Origin of the sequence: Hyphomonas sp., from assembly GCF_017792385.1 — a bacterium.
Lineage (GTDB): Bacteria > Pseudomonadota > Alphaproteobacteria > Caulobacterales > Hyphomonadaceae > Hyphomonas.
The window spans coordinates 1,284,180-1,299,352 of the sequence record NZ_CP051230.1; the positions used below are offsets into that span (position 1 = coordinate 1,284,180).

Sequence of the window (15,173 nt, forward strand, 5' to 3'; positions counted from 1 at the left end):
CGGTCAGGCCGCGCGGGCCTTCTCTCTCTGCAGGACTTCGGATGCGAGGCGGATATAGGCTTCGCTGCCCGGGCAGCGATAATCATAGAGCAGCGCCGGCTTTCCGAAGGATGGTGCCTCGGACAAGCGGACATTGCGCGGGATGACCGTATTGTAGACCTTGGCGCCGAAAAAGGCGCGGACCTCGTCGGCGACCTGGTCGGACAGATTGTTCCGGCGGTCATACATGGTGAGAACCACGCCCTGGATTTCCAGATTGGGGTTCAGGCCGGACCGGACGACATCCACCGTCCTCAGCAACTGGCTGAGTCCTTCAAGCGCCAGGAACTCACACTGAAGCGGAACCAGAAGCGCATCGGCCGCCGTCATGGCATTCAGCGTGAGCGATGACAGCGATGGCGGGCAATCAATGAGAATGTAGTCATACTTCACGACATCGCCATGCATCGACCGTTCGGTATAGGCATGCAGCGCGTCGCGAAGCTTGTAGGACCGGCGGGCGTCGCTGGCCAGTTCGGTTTCCACGCCGGACAAATTCTCGTCGCCTGGAACGATGTCCAGTCGGGGCACGATCGTGGAGAGCACGGCCTCTTCCAGCGGAATCTGGTCGACGACAATATCGTAGGACGTCTGGTGGCGATCCTGACGCTCGATGCCAAGTCCGGTCGAGGCGTTGCCCTGGGCATCGAAATCGACGATCAGGACCCGGCGCCCGACGGCGGCCAGGGCCGTACCGAGATTGATCGACGTGGTCGTCTTTCCGACGCCGCCTTTCTGGTTCACGACTGCAAAGATTCTGGGTTTACCGTCTGCCACGTTTGAGCTCCCTCACGATCAAGATCACGCCTGACCCACCAGTGCGACTTGGAATCGCCTCATACGCGAAGTTCCAACTTTGCCGGGCGTCCGTCAATTCCTCATTCCAGCGTTCGCCCTTCAGGAATACCCCCATTGCCCCGTTTTTCATCCATGGCCACGCGTATTCCAGAAGTTTGGGCAGCGGCGCAAACGCCCGGGCGGTGACGATGTCCGCGTCTGACGGCGGCGCGGCCTCGATTCGCCCCTGATAGACAGATGCATTCAGACCGGCGGCATCAATCGCGGCGCGAAGGAAGGCGCATTTCTTCCCGACACTTTCCATCATGGTGACATGACCCTTCGGACGCGCCGCCGAGATGACAAGTCCCGGGAAACCGGCGCCGGAGCCGAGATCCACGCAGTTCGCGGTTTCCGGGATATGCGGAAGGATCTGATAGGAATCGGCCACATGGCGCGACCAGATCTGAGGCCATTCACGCGGTCCGATCAGATTTGACCGCTTTCGCCACGCATCAAGGGTTAAGATGACGGTGTCCAATCTTTCCGATGTTTCACGTGAAACATCGAATTCGGCCAGAAAGGCCGCGCGGTCGTCAGAATTCATCATGAGCGTTAACCGGCTTTCTTGCGGCGCTTAACATATCCGAGAAGCGCCGTGAGCGCGCCGGGCGTAACCCCTTCGATCCGTCCGGCCTGGCCCAGCGTGGTTGGCCGGACGGCTTCGAGCTTTTGCCGGACTTCATTGGAGAGCCCCCCGATGCCGGAATAATCTAGATCGGCCGGAATGACGAGATCCTCATCACGGCGCAGCGCCGCGACATCTTCCGCCTGACGGGCCAGATAAGACGCGTAGAGCGCCTCGATCTCGATCTGGGTGGCAATCTCCTCCGGAATGTCGGACAGATCGGGCCAAATCCGGGTCAACGCGGCGAGATCGATGTCCTTGTAGGACAGATACTCCCATGCCGACCGGACGCGTCCATCCTGATTGACGGACCATCCGGCCTGGGCCGCCTTGGCCGGAGATAGGGTCAGCGATTGGAGGCGTGACCGGGCAGTCTCGAGCGCCGCGTGTTTCACGTGAAACACTTCTGCCCGGTATGACCCGACACATCCGGCGGCGATACCCCTCTCGGTGAGTCTCTGATCGGCGTTATCGGCCCGAAGCGCGAGGCGATACTCGGCGCGCGATGTAAACATCCGGTAGGGCTCGGTCACACCCCGCGTCACCAGATCATCGATCAGGACCCCGATATAGGCCTCGGCCCGATCAAAAATCACCGGATCCCGTCCGGCGGACGCACGGGCCGCATTCAGGCCCGCGACCAGGCCCTGCGCGCCGGCTTCCTCATATCCGGTCGTTCCATTGATCTGGCCCGCCAGATACAGACCGGGAAGGGCCTGGACCTCGAGCGCCGAGGACAGGGCGCGCGGATCGACATAGTCATATTCGATGGCATAGGCGTATTGCAGGATATTCGCCGTCTCCAGACCGGGGATGGTCCGCAGGAATGCTTCCTGAATATCCTCGGGAAGAGATGTCGAAATGCCATTCGGATAGACGGTGTGGTCGTCCAGGCCTTCCGGCTCAAGGAATATCTGGTGCCGGTCCTTGTCCGCAAAGCGATGAACCTTGTCCTCGATGGACGGACAATAGCGCGGACCGCGCCCGGCAATCGCTCCGGAATAGACGGCCGACTGGGCGATGTTACCGCCAATGATGGCGTGGGTTTCCGGCGTGGTCCAGGTGATGCCACACTGGACCTGCGGTACCGTGATCTCGTCTGTAAGATAGGAAAACGGAATGGGCGACTCGTCGGCAGGCTGCATTTCCAGCCGGTCCCAGGCAATGGTACGACCGTCGAGGCGCGCCGGTGTGCCGGTTTTCAGGCGGCCCATCGGCAAGCCGAGGCCATACAGGCGGTCCGACAGGCCAATGGCCGGCGCTTCGCCAACCCGGCCAGCGGGAATGCGCTTGTCTCCAATATGGATCATGCCCTTCAGAAACGTCCCGGTCGTGATGACGACAGACGGTGCGCGATAGGTTTCACCCGTCAGCCCGATGACACCGGCGACGTGATTGTTCTCGATGACGAGGTCCTCGGCGCCATCCTCGATGACGACGAGGTTGGGATAGTCCGCCAGTTCGGCCTGCATCGCCTCGCGATAGAGTTTTCGATCGATCTGGGACCGGGGGCCCCAGACGGCCGGACCCTTGGAGCGGTTCAGCATGCGGAACTGGATGCCGGCCTTGTCTGCCAGGCGGCCCATCAGGCCATCGAGCGCATCAATCTCGCGCACGAGATGGCCCTTGCCGAGCCCGCCAATCGCGGGATTGCAGCTCATTTCGCCAATCGTTGCGCGCTTGTGCGTGACAAGCGCCGTGCGTGCACCCGTGCGCGCGGAAGCTGCCGCAGCTTCGCAGCCGGCATGACCGCCGCCGACGACGATCACATCAAATTGGTTTGTCTCGCTCATGGCGCTGCTTCAGGTCCGGAGTTTCAGAAAGGCGCTATATAGCGGCTCGGCGTCCCAAACCCTAGGGGTCATTTGCCGATGCAGAATTCCGAGAACACCGCGCCGAGCACATCTTCCACACCGACCACGCCAATGACGGAGCCCAAATGACGGATGGCCATGCGCACATCCTCTGCCGCAAGCTCGGCGCCGGTGCCGAGTTCCAGCGCGTCGCGCGCTGCCACGAGACAGGCCAGGCCTTCGACCAGACGGGCCCGGTGGCGCGCCCGGGTGATCACCGGTGCTTCCACGGATGCCGCTCTGGCGGATATGAATTCCGACAGGGCGCGCTCGAGCGTCTCGACGCCATCGCCGGTTTTGGCAGAGATCCGGAAATCATGCGCAGGCAGGTTTTCCGCGAGATCGGCATCCGCCTTGTTTACCACCACCATATCTGTCGGCAGGCGGTATGGGGAGGTGAGCACACCCGGGTCGGGGGCGCTGCCATCAACCATGAAAACCCGCAGGTCCGCTTCCGCCGCGACTTTCTGAGCCCGGCGGACCCCCTCGGCTTCGATCTCGTCTTCCGTCTCGCGCAGACCGGCCGTGTCCGAGATCCAGACAATCTGGCCACCCATCACCCGCCGGATCTCGATCACGTCCCGCGTGGTGCCTGGCAGGGATGTCACAATGGCCGCTTCACGCCCTGCCAGCCTGTTGAGCAGGGTGGACTTGCCGGCGTTCGGTGCGCCGATAATGGCGATACGGAATCCATCGCGGATCTTCTCGCCAATTCCGCGATCGCCCAGAGCAGCTTCCATGTCTGAGATCAGCGCGCCCAGCTTGCGCAGGACCGGCGCGGTGGTTTCTTCCGGCGCGTCGTCCTCGTCCGGGAAATCGACTGCCACCTCGATCAGGGCGAGAATGCCCGTCAATTCCGCACGCCACTGGTCATACTGCTGGGTCAGACCGCCGGACAGCTGACGCAGCGCCTGGGCTTTCTGCGCGTTTGTCTCGGCTTCGATGATGTCAGCGACACCTTCTGCCTCGGTCAGGTCGATCTTGCCCGCCTCGAAGGCGCGGCGTGTGAACTCGCCCGGCTCAGCCAACCGGACACCAGGCTCTCTTGTCAGTGTACTGATTGCATGGTTGATTACGGCCGGGCCACCATGCAGGTAGAGCTCCAGCGTATCCTCACCCGTATAGGAGTGGGGGCCCGGCATGAAGACGACGATCCCTTCATCGATGAGATGACCGTCTTCATCGCGGAACCGGGTCAGGGTGGCGCGGCGGGGCTCGGGCAGTCCGCAGTCAAGCAGGGCGCCCGCCAGTTTCCAGATCCGGTCTCCGGAGAGCCGGATGATGCAGATGGCGGCAGGGGGTTGGCCCGAGGCGAGGGCGCAGATCGTGTCGCGCTCGCTCATGGCCACGCTCTCTCCGCTAGTTCTTCATCGCTTCGAAGAACTCGTCATTGTTCTTCGTCTGGCGCAACTTGTCGAGCAGGAAGTCGATCGCATCATTCGTGCCCATCGGTCCGAGGATGCGGCGCAGGATATAGATCTTCGACAGCTGGTCGGCTGGCGTGATCAGCTCTTCCTTCCGCGTGCCCGATTTCATGATGTCGATGGCCGGGAAGGTCCGCTTGTCTGCAATCTTGCGATCCAGCACGACTTCGGAGTTACCGGTGCCCTTGAACTCCTCGAAGATGACTTCGTCCATCCGGCTGCCGGTATCGATCAACGCGGTCGCCACGATGGTCAGCGAGCCGCCATTCTCGACATTCCGGGCCGCACCGAAGAAGCGCTTCGGACGCTGCAGGGCATTGGCGTCCACACCGCCGGTCAGCACCTTGCCGGAACTCGGCACGGTCGTGTTGTAGGCGCGGCCGAGACGCGTGATCGAGTCGAGCAGGATGACCACGTCACGCTTGTGTTCAACGAGGCGCTTGGCTTTCTCGATCACCATCTCAGCCACCTGAACGTGGCGGGTTGCCGGTTCGTCAAAGGTCGAGGCCACAACTTCGCCCTTCACCGTGCGGCGCATGTCGGTGACTTCTTCTGGACGTTCGTCAATCAGAAGGACGATCAGGTAACATTCCGGATGGTTTTCCTCGATCGCCGAGGCAATGTTCTGCAGCAGAACGGTCTTACCGGTCCGCGGCGGGGCAACGATCAGGGCACGCTGGCCCTTGCCGATCGGGGCGACAATATCGATCACGCGGCCGGACCGGTCCTTGCGGGTCGGATCCTGGCTTTCCATCCGCAGGCGCTCTTCGGGATAGAGCGGGGTGAGGTTGTCGAAATGGACCTTCTTGTTGGCTTTGTCCGGTTCCTCGAAATTGATCCGGGACACGTCCGTCAGGGCAAAGTAGCGCTCATTGTCCTGCGGCGCGACAATCGGGCCCTCCACCGTATCACCGGTGCGGATATTGCCCTTCTTGAGCACTTCCGGGCTGACATAGATATCGTCCGGCCCGGGCAGGTAGTTCGATTCCGGCGAGCGCAGGAACCCGAACCCGTCGGTGAGCACTTCCAGCACGCCCTGGCCGGTGATTTCCACTTCACTGTCGGCAAGCTCCTTCAGGATGGCAAACAGCATGTCCTGCGTCCGCATCGAGGAGGCATTCTCGATTTCCAGCTCTTCGGCATAGGCCAGCAACTCTTCCGGCGACTTCGCCTTCAAATCGCTGAGTTTCACACTGGTGATGTCGTCAAGCATGGAAGATGCCATGGGGGATATCCGGATAAGGGGCTGCCGTATGGTGTGTCGGAAGCCGGATTTTGTCGTTTGGGAGTTCTTCGCCTGCGCAAGGACAGCGCGGCGGTTTTCCGGCATATGGGGGCAGATGGCCTGAAACGTCAAGCGCCGGGATGCGGCAGTGTCCTAGAACGGGCGCACGATCACCATGATGACAATGCCGATCATCAACAGGAATGGCACTTCGTTCATCATGCGAAGGCGCCGGGCCGTAACCGTGTCCACGCCGCGATCAATCTTCTTTCCAATGCCGATGAAATATCCGTGCAGACCCGACAGGATGAGGGCAAGGCTCAGCTTTACATGCATCCAGGCTTCGCCGAGCAGGGACTGGTTCATGACCAGCATGGTGATGCCGAACACCCAGACCAGGACCAGGCTGGGATTGAGAATGATCTTGCGCAGCCGGTCCGACGCTGTCTTCATCGTTTCGAACAGGGGCTCGCCGGGTTGGCTGGACAATTGATGTATCTTGTAGCGGGGATAGACGAGCAAGCCGCCCATCAGTGCGATCACAAAGATGATGTGAAGCGCTTTGACCCAGAGATACAGCATCAGGCAGTTTCCTTGCTGACCGGATTGACCCGTTCACCCGCTTTCGGATGCGGCAGCCGATTCGGACAATTCTTCCAGTCTCCCGGACAGAGGCGGGACCCGGCACAGGACCGGATCGGCAGGTCTTCCCGAAGCGCGCTGAGCACTTCATCGCGCAGCATGTCGATGAATTCCTCATGCACGCCCAGTGCTTCGACGCGTGTATAGCTGGCAGCGCCATGCTCCTCCGCCACGAGCCGGTATTCCTCGCCCAGTTCGACCAGGGTCTCGATATGCTCGGACACGAACGCAATTGGCGCGATGAGGATGTTCTTTCCCTCCTTCGCGGCTTTCTCGATTTCCTCTTCCGTCGGCGGGCCGATCCATTTGAGCGGACCGACACGAGACTGGTAGCAGGGAACGACTTCCCAATCCGCCGGGACGCGGGCGGCTAGCATGTCGCCCATCGTCTCGCACTGCCACTGATAGGGATCACCATCCTTCACGATCTTTTCCGGCAGGCCATGTGCCGACAGGAGCAAACGGACATTGCCGGGTTCGCCCGCTGCACGATGGGCCTCCATGATACGGTCGACATGCGCCGTGATCAGCCCTTCGGCAAAAGGATAGCAACAGATCGTCTTGGCCGGCCCCTTGTAGGCCCTGTTCCACGCCGTCAGGGAAGACCCGGTCGTCGTTGTGGAAAACTGCGGATAGAGCGGCAACAGGATCACCTCGTCGGCGCCCCAGGCTTTCACATCTGCCGCAGCTTCCTCGGTGAAGGGATGCCAGTAGCGCATGCCGATGAAACATCTGACCTCGTCATCAGGAAGCTTGGCAGCCAGCGCCGCGGTCAGCGCGGCGGCCTGCTTTTCCGTTTCCGGCAACAAGGGCGATCCGCCACCCGCATCCATCATGGCATAATTCTTCTTCACCGAAGGAGCGCGGGTCGTCGAAATCAGACGCGCAAGGAACCAGCGAACGGGCAGAGGTGCACCGATGATGGCCGGATCGCGAAACAGATTCTTCAGGAATGGCCGCACCGTCTTGTCGGAATCCGGTCCGCCCAGATTGAACAGTACAACAGCGATCTTCCGGCCCATGATGCCCTAGCCCTTTCGAATGATGTCCAGCACACGCTCAACATGCGCGATGGGAGTCTCCGGCCGGATCCCATGCCCCAGATTGAAGATATGGGGACGACCTTCATAGGCAGAGATAAGTTCCCGCACGCGAGCGTCGAGTCTCTCACCCCCCTCAATCAGCAGCAGTGGGTCAAGATGTCCCTGTACCGGAAATCCGGCGGGCAGCGCCGCATTGACGAATGACGGCACTGCGGCTGTGTCGAGACCCACAGCGGTCACGCCGGTCGTTTCCACATATTCCGGCAACATGGCAGCCGCACCGCGCGGAAAGCCGATGATGGGCACGTCGATCCCCATCTTGCGCAAGCGGGCAACCAGTTTCTGCGTTGGCTTGATGATGACTTCGCGAAAGATATTGTCCGGCAACCCCTCGGCCCAGCTGTCGAACAGCATCAGGGCGTCTGCCCCGGCCTCGACCTGCGCCGCCATGTAATAGGCCGTCGCATCGCTGATCCGATCGAGCACGCCAGCAAGTTCGTCCGGCTTTCCATGCGCCCAGCGCCAGGCCATGGATTTGTCGGTCTTGCCGCGCCCCTCAATGGCATAGAGCCCGACTGTCCACGGGGACCCGGCAAATCCAATGAGCGCTGCCTCTGCCGGCAAGGCCGCTTTCACGCGCGAGACGGTTTCGTAGACAGGAGACAACCGATCGGCTGCCTGCTGGGGCGGGACACTTGCCAGATCTGATGCCGTCTCGATCTGCTGGACAATCGGCCCAACGCCTTTCTCGAACTTCACGCCCAGACCCATGGCATCGAGTATCAGCAGGATATCGGCGAACAGAATGGCCCCGTCCATCCCGTAACGTCGTATCGGCTGGAGCGTTGCCTCGGCCGCCATCGATGGTGTGTAGCAGAAATCAAGGAAGTCCTTCGCCCGTGCTCTCAGCTCGAGATATTCGGGCAGGTGGCGACCGGCCTGCCGCATCATCCATACCGGAGGCGGTGAGACCGGTTGTCCCTCAAGTACCTGAATCAGCTTAGGCTTGGCGCTCATGCCCCTGGCCCCCTTCCATCCCAAAACAAAAACAAAGCCCGTCAGGGCGCTTATGACTATTAGACCGTGTAATTCGTGGAGAAAGGCCACTCACAGGAATTGTCCAGCTAAATCCACAGGCGAGTCACAGGGTGTCGCACGCCGGTAAGGTTTCGTTAACTGTCGATTCCATCGGGGTTAACGATGGGTTAATGCCCCAGCGGGAGTCACAGGGGCGAACGAAAGGGGATTCTGCCGGAGTCGGATTCGTGGCTTGTGACTCGATTGTGAATCCTTTTGGGGAAGATTGGTTATCCACAGAGGAGTCACAGGTCTTGTGTGTTGCGCCAACCTCGGCAAGACAGGAGCCATGAACAAGCCGCCCACCCGACTCAGCATCTATTTCAATGTGCACCTTGTTTCCGACAGCACAGGAGAAACCCTGAATGCCATTCAGCGGGCTGCCTGTGCGCAGTTCCAGAATGTGCAACCCCTGGAGCACAATTACTATCTCGTTCGGTCCGAACGTCAGCTGGAACGCGTGATGCGCGAGATCGAGGCGGCGCCGGGGGTGGTCTGGTACACTATCTCCGACGAGACCCTGCGTTCGAAACTGGAAGCATTCTGCCGCGAACGCGGCGTATCCACCCTGCCGGTGCTGGATGCCTCCGTTGCCATGCTCGGCCGTCATCTTGGCGTGTCTGCCAATCGGATCGTCGCCGGTCAGCATGCACTTGATGATGACTATTTCGAACGCATGGAAGCGATCAATTTCACACTCGCCCATGATGATGGTCAGAACGTAGACGGTTTGCGCAATGCCGATGTCATCCTTCTCGGCGTGAGCCGGACCTCGAAGACGCCGACCAGTGTCTATCTGGCGAACCGCAAGGTGAAGGCGGGCAACATTCCGCTTGTGCCGGGTGTTCCATTGCCGGGGTTCGTCGAGGAACTGGGACCGAAAGGTCCGTTGATCGTCGGCCTCAAGATCAGCGCCGAGCGGCTCGTGCAGATCCGGCGTCAGCGGCTGATCTCTCTTCAGGAGGATGAGCACACAATCTATGCCGACGAGGCGGCAGTGCGCGAAGAGGTCACGCAGGCCAATCGCCTGTTCCAGCGCAACAAGTGGAAGACGATTGATGTGTCCCGCCGGTCCGTGGAGGAAACGGCTGCGGCGATCCTCAATCTGCTGAACGAACGGAACCAGCATCTATGAGCCAGCGCATTGTCCTGGCCTCGGGCAGTCAGAGCCGCCGCGCGGTACTGGCGTCGGCCGGGGTTGAAGCGGATACGGTCAAGCCGAATGTTGACGAGGACGCGGCCAAGGCTGCCTTCCGGGCGGACGGCATGTCTGTTCGTGACCAGGCGATGCAGCTTGCCGAACTGAAATCCGTCAAGGTGTCGATGCGCGAGCAGGGACTGGTCATTGGATGTGACCAGATGCTGTCGCTGGACGGGGAAGCGTTCGACAAGCCCGTCAATCTGGAAGATGCCAGGAATCATCTTCGAAAGCTGTCCGGGAAGGTCCACACGCTGGAAACCGCCATCGTGATCTGCGAGGATGGCAAGCCGGTCTGGCGCCATCTTGCGCGGCCAAGGCTGACGGTCCGTCCCCTGAGCGGGCCATTCATCGAAACCTATGTCGACACAGTGGGCGATCCGCTTCTGTCCACAGTGGGAGCCTACCAGCTCGAAGGGCTCGGTGCCCAATTGTTCACGCGCATCGAGGGAGATTATTTCTCCATTCTCGGCCTGCCATTGCTGCCGCTTCTGGATTATTTGCGGACGCGGGGAGTGTTGATGTCATGACGAAACTCTACGGTGTCGTCGGAGATCCGATCAGTCATTCCCTGTCGCCCGTCATCCACAATGCCTGGATCCGCGAGCACGATCTGGATGCGACCTATGAGGCCCTGCACATTCCGAAAGGTCAATTTGCGGACGGCCTTGCAACGCTGGAGGCGCGGAAGGCGCTTGGCCTGAATGTGACGTCGCCGCACAAGGAGGCCGCCATTGAGCTGGCCGAAGGAACAAGCGATGCGGCCCGCCGCATCGGTGCAGCCAACACGCTCGTACGCCTGAAGACCGGCGGCTGGCTGGCCGAGAACACGGACGCGCCGGGATTCACCGAAGCCCTGGCGCAAGCGAACATCGACATTGCCGACCAGAATGTCTGCCTCCTCGGGGCAGGGGGGGCTGCCCGCGCCGTGGCGCTCGCCTTGTCGGACATGCGCGCAACCCTTACGATCTGCAATCGCACGGAGTCGCGTGCAGAGGAACTGGTCAGGCATCTGAACATCAAGGCGGATATTCGCAGCCTGGAGCATGCGCCGGCAGAAATGGGCAAAGCGGATCTCGTCATCAATACATTGAGCATCGGACAGACAGGACAGGCGCTGGATTTGCCCGAAGGCAAACTGCGGACCTTCTACGATATCTCCTATGGCAAGCCGGCGCAGGCCATGCTGGGACGGGCCGAAGCCGCCGGGTGGAAGCCGCTGGACGGGCTGAGCATGCTGGTGGCGCAGGCAGCATTCAGTTTCGAAATGTGGTTCGGCATTCTTCCGGACATGCAGGGCGCGCTGGCACGGTGCCGGAAACTGGTGGAGGCGACGTCATGATCATTCTTGGCCTGACGGGTTCGATCGGCATGGGCAAGTCTGCCACGGCGGGTTTGTTCCGGGATGAAGGCGTGCCGGTTTATGATGCCGACGCGGCCGTGCATGCGCTCTACGCCGAGGGCGGCGCGGCGGTGGCACCGGTCGAGGCGGCCTTTCCGGGCGTGTCGGTGGACGGGGCGATCGACCGGATGAAATTGCGGGACCGCGTGTTGGACGATGCGGATGCGATGAAGCGACTGGAGGCGATCGTGCACCCCCTGGCCGGCGATGCGCAAAAGCGGTTCCGCGATGCGGCCCGGGAAGCAGGGGCCGCGATGGTCGTCTTGGACATTCCGCTGCTCTATGAAGCCGGAGGATATGCCTATTGCGACTATGTCACCGTCGTCACGGCCCCCGCCGACGTGCAGCGGGAACGCGTATTGTCACGACCCGGGATGGACGAAGAGACGTTCCAGAACATTCTTGGACGGCAGATGCCGGATGCGGAAAAACGGGCACGGGCTGATTTTATCATCTCGACGGCCCACGGTTTCGCGTATGCTGCAGACTGTGTGCGCGCCATCGTGGCGCTGATGAACCGCAAGGTCGAGGAGGCAAATTCATGAGCGACGACATCCGCGAGATTGCGTTCGATACCGAGACGACCGGCCTGCACCATCTGGAAGGAGACCGGATCATCGAACTGGGCGCGGTGGAGATGATCAACCATATTCCCACCGGGCGTACATTCCGGACCCTGATCAACCCCAAGCGGTCGGTTTCCGAGGACACGGTCCGGATTACCGGGATCACCGATGACGACCTGAAGGACGCTCCCTTCTTCGAACACCCTTCAGTTGTGGACGCGTTTCTGGAGTTCATCGGCGATGCCATTCTTGTCGCGCACAATGCCGGGTTTGACCGGAACTTCCTGAACATGGAGCTGGAGAAATGCGGCCGGGCACCGATCCCGGAAATCCGCTGGGTTGATACGGCCATGATCGCGCGGAAGAAATTCCCGGGCGCCCCGGCCAATCTCGATGCGCTGTGCCGCCGGTTCGACATCTCGCTGGAAAGCCGGACGTTTCACGGCGCGCTGCTGGACAGCCAGTTGCTGGCGGCGGTGTATCTGGAATTGCTGGGCGGCCGTGCCCATGCCTTCTCGTTCGAGACCGAAAATGACCGCAGCCGGGGCGAGCGCAAACGGAATGCCAGGCAGCGTCCGGAGCCGATGGCGGCCTTGCTCACGGATCCAGAGCGCGCCGCCCATTCCGCCTTTGTGGACAGTCTGGGCGAGGACGCGATCTGGAAAAAGGTCGGCTGATCAGGCCTGGCCGGTTTCGCCAGCCGGCGCGGCCGGGGGATTGCCGCCAGCGGCCGCCGCGCGCTGATACTGCGACTGGTAGAGCTGGACGAAGTCGACCGGATCGATCAGCAGCGGCGGGAATCCGCCTTCCCGCGTGATCTCGGCGATGATGCGGCGCGCGAACGGGAACAGCAGCCGCGGGCATTCGATCAGCAGCATTGGTTCCATCTGGCCCTGCTGGGCATTCTGGATCTGGAACAGGCCGGCATAGTCGAGCTCGCAGATAAACAGGACAGACTGTTCTGCCGTCGCCTTGGCGGAGAGTTTCAGCGACACTTCATACAGGCCATTGCCATCGGCATGCGGCGTGGCGCCGACATCAATGCCAAGATCGATGTTCGGCTGGGACTGGACCGGACCGACGCCGGGATTCTCGAAGGAGAGGTCCTTGATGTACTGGCCGAGCACCCGCATGGCCGGGCCTTGCGGGGGCGTTCCCTGCGGTTGGGGGTTTTGCGGTGCGCTGGCATCTGTCATGCTGGTACTCCCTGAAACTGAAGCCGCGCGGGTAGCATGTGACCCGGTAACGCGCAACGGATGACTGGCATCGCGCGGGCGTTGGCCCTATCTATGCTATTACGCAAAGCGCCGGAGGAATATACGCGTTCATGTTTGATCCCGTGATTGAGGTTGTCATTCTTGCCGCCATCGCGCTGTTTGTCCTGTTCCGTCTCTATACGGTTCTGGGACGCGGCGAGGACAATTCTCCCATGCAGCGCACGGAGCCGACGGCCAAGCCCCGTCCGGTCGACACCGGCCCTGCCGATGTGCCGCTGGCGGGCGCGGAGGCCGAACGGCCGATCTTTACGGGTCCTGCAGCGGGCGGTCTCGAAGACATCTACACTGCCGACAACAGCTTCACCGAGCCGGGCTTCATGCGGGGCGCGAAAGCGGCCTATACGATGATCGTCACGGCCTTTGCCGAAGGGGACCGCGCGGCGCTGCGTCCCTTGCTGGACGATGACGTCTACGAGGCCTGGGACCATGCGATTGGTGAACGCGAAGCCACCAATGGCAAGGCATTCGAATTGCTGCGCATCAGACGGGCCGAGATCGAGAGCGCGGAAATGGACGGTGACACGGCCCGCATCTGGGTGCGGTACGAAGCCGAACTGGGTGACGGCGAAACGACGCGGACGGCCAGGGAATTGTGGGCCTTCATGCGCAATGTGACCGCAAATGATCCCAACTGGATCCTTGATGACGTCGAAGAGGCCAAATAGGCCCGGCCCACAAGAAAGCGCCCCTTTGGGGCGTGACAGCCAACCGGTTTCCATTCCATAAGCGGCGGCATGCTTCGCCGTCTCCTCCTGCTTGCCAGCGCCTGTGTTCTGGCCGCGTGCCAGTCTGCGCCGCCACCGCCCGCCCCGGTTCCGGTGCCCGCTCCGACCCGCCCGGTGGACACCACGCCATTGCCGCCGGCAGCGATTGAACGGCCTGCCAGCTTCCTTGACCTGCCAGGCTGGGACACCGCGCCCATCGAACTGCCATTGAGCGCATTCAAGCGGTCCTGCGTGAAGCTGCAGGACCGGTCCGCCGGGGACTATCTGGCCAATGTCGCGCCCTGGGCCGGTCATGTGGCGGAATGGCTCCCGGCCTGTGACGCGGTGAATGAGGCGGTGGACGATGCCACCGCGCGGCAGATCCTCGAAGCCCTGTTCACACCGGTCGAGATCATCGATCCGGCCGGCAAGAGCCGGTTCACCGGCTATTTCGAGCCGCTTTATGAAGCGCGCTACACGCCGACGCCGCCCTTCACCGAGCCCGTCCCGGCGCTGCCGGCCGACCTTGTGCCGAACGGGGCGAGCCCGAAACAGCGCCTGCGCGATGGCCGTACGCGGCCCTATCCGTCCCGGGCGGAGATCACGACGAATGGCGTCTCGGCCATCGCCTATGCACATCCAGCCGATGTGTTCTTCCTGCAGATCCAGGGTTCCGGCCGGCTGAAATTCCCGGATGGGCGGACCGTGCGCGCGGCCTATGCGGCGCATAATGGGCATCCGTTCAAATCCACCGCCAACTGGTTGATGGAGACCGGGCGCATCACGGCCGGAGAGGCGAGCATGCAGGGCATCCGGGCCTGGATGGACCGGGCCGGACCGATCGAGACACGGCTGGCGATGAACCAGAATCCGCGCTTCGTATTCTTCCGTGCCTTGCCGGAAGGGGACCCGAATCTGGGCCCTGAAGGCGCGCAGGGCGTGCCGCTGACACCGCTGTCCTCCATGGCAGTGGATACCGATATCCACCCCCTCGGCGTGCCGATGTATGTGCAGACGACCGCGCCCGGCCTGGGGGGGGACTGGGCCGGAATGCTGATTGCGCAGGATACCGGCGGGGCGATCAAGGGCGCCGTGCGCGGCGATCTCTATTTCGGCACCGGGCCGGAGGCGGGCGAACGGGCCGGAACAATGAATGCACCGGGCCGGCTGTGGGTGTTCCTGCCGCGGGCCGTGGCCGACCGGCTGCAGGGCGCGGATGTCGCCTCGCTTGGGTTCCATGCCGGCGCGCCCTAGATTT

At 61.9% G+C, this 15,173-nt stretch carries 16 protein-coding genes; 7 read left to right on the forward strand and 9 right to left on the reverse strand.

What is annotated here, in order from left to right:
- Window positions 1-3: 3 nt before the first annotated feature.
- The 8 genes from HF955_RS06480 to hemE form a co-directional block, all read right to left on the reverse strand.
- On the reverse strand, window positions 4-816 hold the full coding sequence (locus tag HF955_RS06480; RefSeq protein WP_291078749.1) for a ParA family protein: 813 nt from the start codon (window positions 814-816) through the stop codon (window positions 4-6).
- The gene (gene rsmG, locus HF955_RS06485) at window positions 803-1,426 is read right to left on the reverse strand and encodes a 16S rRNA (guanine(527)-N(7))-methyltransferase RsmG (protein WP_291078750.1); all 624 of its coding nucleotides are present in this window, start codon (window positions 1,424-1,426) and stop codon (window positions 803-805) included. The genes HF955_RS06480 and rsmG overlap by 14 nt, the downstream gene beginning before the upstream one ends.
- 5 nt (window positions 1,427-1,431) lie before the next feature.
- Window positions 1,432-3,297: a tRNA uridine-5-carboxymethylaminomethyl(34) synthesis enzyme MnmG gene (mnmG, locus tag HF955_RS06490; protein WP_291078751.1), complete on the reverse strand. Its 1,866-nt coding sequence runs from the start codon at window positions 3,295-3,297 to the stop codon at window positions 1,432-1,434.
- Window positions 3,298-3,365: 68 nt separating this feature from the next.
- Entirely contained in the window at window positions 3,366-4,700 is a 1,335-nt protein-coding gene (gene mnmE / locus HF955_RS06495) for a tRNA uridine-5-carboxymethylaminomethyl(34) synthesis GTPase MnmE (protein ID WP_291078752.1), read from the reverse strand.
- Window positions 4,701-4,716: 16 nt separating this feature from the next.
- Complete coding sequence (gene rho, locus HF955_RS06500) at window positions 4,717-6,006, reverse strand: transcription termination factor Rho (RefSeq protein ID WP_367279755.1); 1,290 nt, start codon at window positions 6,004-6,006, stop codon at window positions 4,717-4,719.
- Window positions 6,007-6,159: 153 nt separating this feature from the next.
- Window positions 6,160-6,588, reverse strand: a complete 429-nt coding sequence (locus tag HF955_RS06505) for a CopD family protein (protein WP_291078753.1) — start codon at window positions 6,586-6,588, stop codon at window positions 6,160-6,162.
- On the reverse strand, window positions 6,588-7,670 hold the full coding sequence (hemH, locus tag HF955_RS06510; protein ID WP_291078754.1) for a ferrochelatase: 1,083 nt from the start codon (window positions 7,668-7,670) through the stop codon (window positions 6,588-6,590). Before hemH ends, HF955_RS06505 begins: the two co-directional genes overlap by 1 nt.
- A gap of 6 nt (window positions 7,671-7,676) precedes the next feature.
- Window positions 7,677-8,708, reverse strand: a complete 1,032-nt coding sequence (gene hemE, locus HF955_RS06515) for a uroporphyrinogen decarboxylase (RefSeq protein ID WP_291078755.1) — start codon at window positions 8,706-8,708, stop codon at window positions 7,677-7,679.
- Window positions 8,709-9,057: 349 nt separating this feature from the next.
- On the opposite strand from hemE, the gene HF955_RS06520 reads away from it, so the two are divergent.
- Genes HF955_RS06520 through dnaQ form a run of 5 tightly spaced genes read left to right on the forward strand, consistent with a single transcriptional unit; the run spans window position 9,058 to window position 12,611 of the window.
- Window positions 9,058-9,903 (forward strand): pyruvate, water dikinase regulatory protein, encoded by an 846-nt coding sequence (locus tag HF955_RS06520; protein WP_027841152.1) that lies wholly within the window; start codon window positions 9,058-9,060, stop codon window positions 9,901-9,903.
- On the forward strand, window positions 9,900-10,496 hold the full coding sequence (locus tag HF955_RS06525; protein ID WP_291078756.1) for a Maf family protein: 597 nt from the start codon (window positions 9,900-9,902) through the stop codon (window positions 10,494-10,496). The genes HF955_RS06520 and HF955_RS06525 overlap by 4 nt, the downstream gene beginning before the upstream one ends.
- Window positions 10,493-11,308 carry a shikimate dehydrogenase gene (gene aroE / locus HF955_RS06530; RefSeq protein ID WP_291078757.1) on the forward strand — a complete coding sequence of 272 codons (816 nt, stop codon included), beginning with the start codon at window positions 10,493-10,495 and terminating at the stop codon, window positions 11,306-11,308. The genes HF955_RS06525 and aroE overlap by 4 nt, the downstream gene beginning before the upstream one ends.
- Window positions 11,305-11,913, forward strand: coding sequence for a dephospho-CoA kinase (gene coaE, locus HF955_RS06535; protein WP_027841149.1), 609 nt, complete (start codon window positions 11,305-11,307; stop codon window positions 11,911-11,913). Before aroE ends, coaE begins: the two co-directional genes overlap by 4 nt.
- Window positions 11,910-12,611 (forward strand): DNA polymerase III subunit epsilon, encoded by a 702-nt coding sequence (gene dnaQ / locus HF955_RS06540; RefSeq protein ID WP_291078758.1) that lies wholly within the window; start codon window positions 11,910-11,912, stop codon window positions 12,609-12,611. Before coaE ends, dnaQ begins: the two co-directional genes overlap by 4 nt.
- Here the strand turns inward: dnaQ and secB are convergent, their stop codons facing one another.
- On the reverse strand, window positions 12,612-13,130 hold the full coding sequence (gene secB, locus HF955_RS06545) for a protein-export chaperone SecB (protein WP_291078759.1): 519 nt from the start codon (window positions 13,128-13,130) through the stop codon (window positions 12,612-12,614).
- A 131-nt stretch (window positions 13,131-13,261) separates the two neighbouring features.
- Here secB and HF955_RS06550 point away from each other — a divergent pair, with 131 nt between their 5' ends.
- The gene (locus HF955_RS06550) at window positions 13,262-13,876 is read left to right on the forward strand and encodes a Tim44/TimA family putative adaptor protein (protein ID WP_291078760.1); all 615 of its coding nucleotides are present in this window, start codon (window positions 13,262-13,264) and stop codon (window positions 13,874-13,876) included.
- Between the two features lie 69 nt (window positions 13,877-13,945).
- The gene (locus HF955_RS06555; protein ID WP_291078761.1) at window positions 13,946-15,169 is read left to right on the forward strand and encodes an MltA domain-containing protein; all 1,224 of its coding nucleotides are present in this window, start codon (window positions 13,946-13,948) and stop codon (window positions 15,167-15,169) included.
- The last annotated feature ends 4 nt before the right edge of the window (window positions 15,170-15,173 follow it).

Excerpts from the sequence above, each read along its gene's own strand:
- hemH (WP_291078754.1), bottom strand. The coding sequence starts at position 7,670 with ATGGGCCGGAAGATCGCTGTTGTACTGTTCAATCTGGGCGGACCGGAT.
- mnmG (WP_291078751.1), bottom strand. The coding sequence starts at position 3,297 with ATGAGCGAGACAAACCAATTTGATGTGATCGTCGTCGGCGGCGGTCAT.
- hemE (WP_291078755.1), bottom strand. The coding sequence starts at position 8,708 with ATGAGCGCCAAGCCTAAGCTGATTCAGGTACTTGAGGGACAACCGGTC.
- HF955_RS06555 (WP_291078761.1), top strand. The coding sequence starts at position 13,946 with ATGCTTCGCCGTCTCCTCCTGCTTGCCAGCGCCTGTGTTCTGGCCGCG.
- dnaQ (WP_291078758.1), top strand. The coding sequence starts at position 11,910 with ATGAGCGACGACATCCGCGAGATTGCGTTCGATACCGAGACGACCGGC.
- HF955_RS06525 (WP_291078756.1), top strand. The coding sequence starts at position 9,900 with ATGAGCCAGCGCATTGTCCTGGCCTCGGGCAGTCAGAGCCGCCGCGCG.
- HF955_RS06520 (WP_027841152.1), top strand. The coding sequence starts at position 9,058 with ATGAACAAGCCGCCCACCCGACTCAGCATCTATTTCAATGTGCACCTT.
- HF955_RS06505 (WP_291078753.1), bottom strand. The coding sequence starts at position 6,588 with ATGCTGTATCTCTGGGTCAAAGCGCTTCACATCATCTTTGTGATCGCA.
- mnmE (WP_291078752.1), bottom strand. The coding sequence starts at position 4,700 with ATGAGCGAGCGCGACACGATCTGCGCCCTCGCCTCGGGCCAACCCCCT.
- coaE (WP_027841149.1), top strand. The coding sequence starts at position 11,305 with ATGATCATTCTTGGCCTGACGGGTTCGATCGGCATGGGCAAGTCTGCC.
- HF955_RS06550 (WP_291078760.1), top strand. The coding sequence starts at position 13,262 with ATGTTTGATCCCGTGATTGAGGTTGTCATTCTTGCCGCCATCGCGCTG.
- rho (WP_367279755.1), bottom strand. The coding sequence starts at position 6,006 with ATGGCATCTTCCATGCTTGACGACATCACCAGTGTGAAACTCAGCGAT.
- aroE (WP_291078757.1), top strand. The coding sequence starts at position 10,493 with ATGACGAAACTCTACGGTGTCGTCGGAGATCCGATCAGTCATTCCCTG.
- secB (WP_291078759.1), bottom strand. The coding sequence starts at position 13,130 with ATGACAGATGCCAGCGCACCGCAAAACCCCCAACCGCAGGGAACGCCC.
- rsmG (WP_291078750.1), bottom strand. The coding sequence starts at position 1,426 with ATGATGAATTCTGACGACCGCGCGGCCTTTCTGGCCGAATTCGATGTT.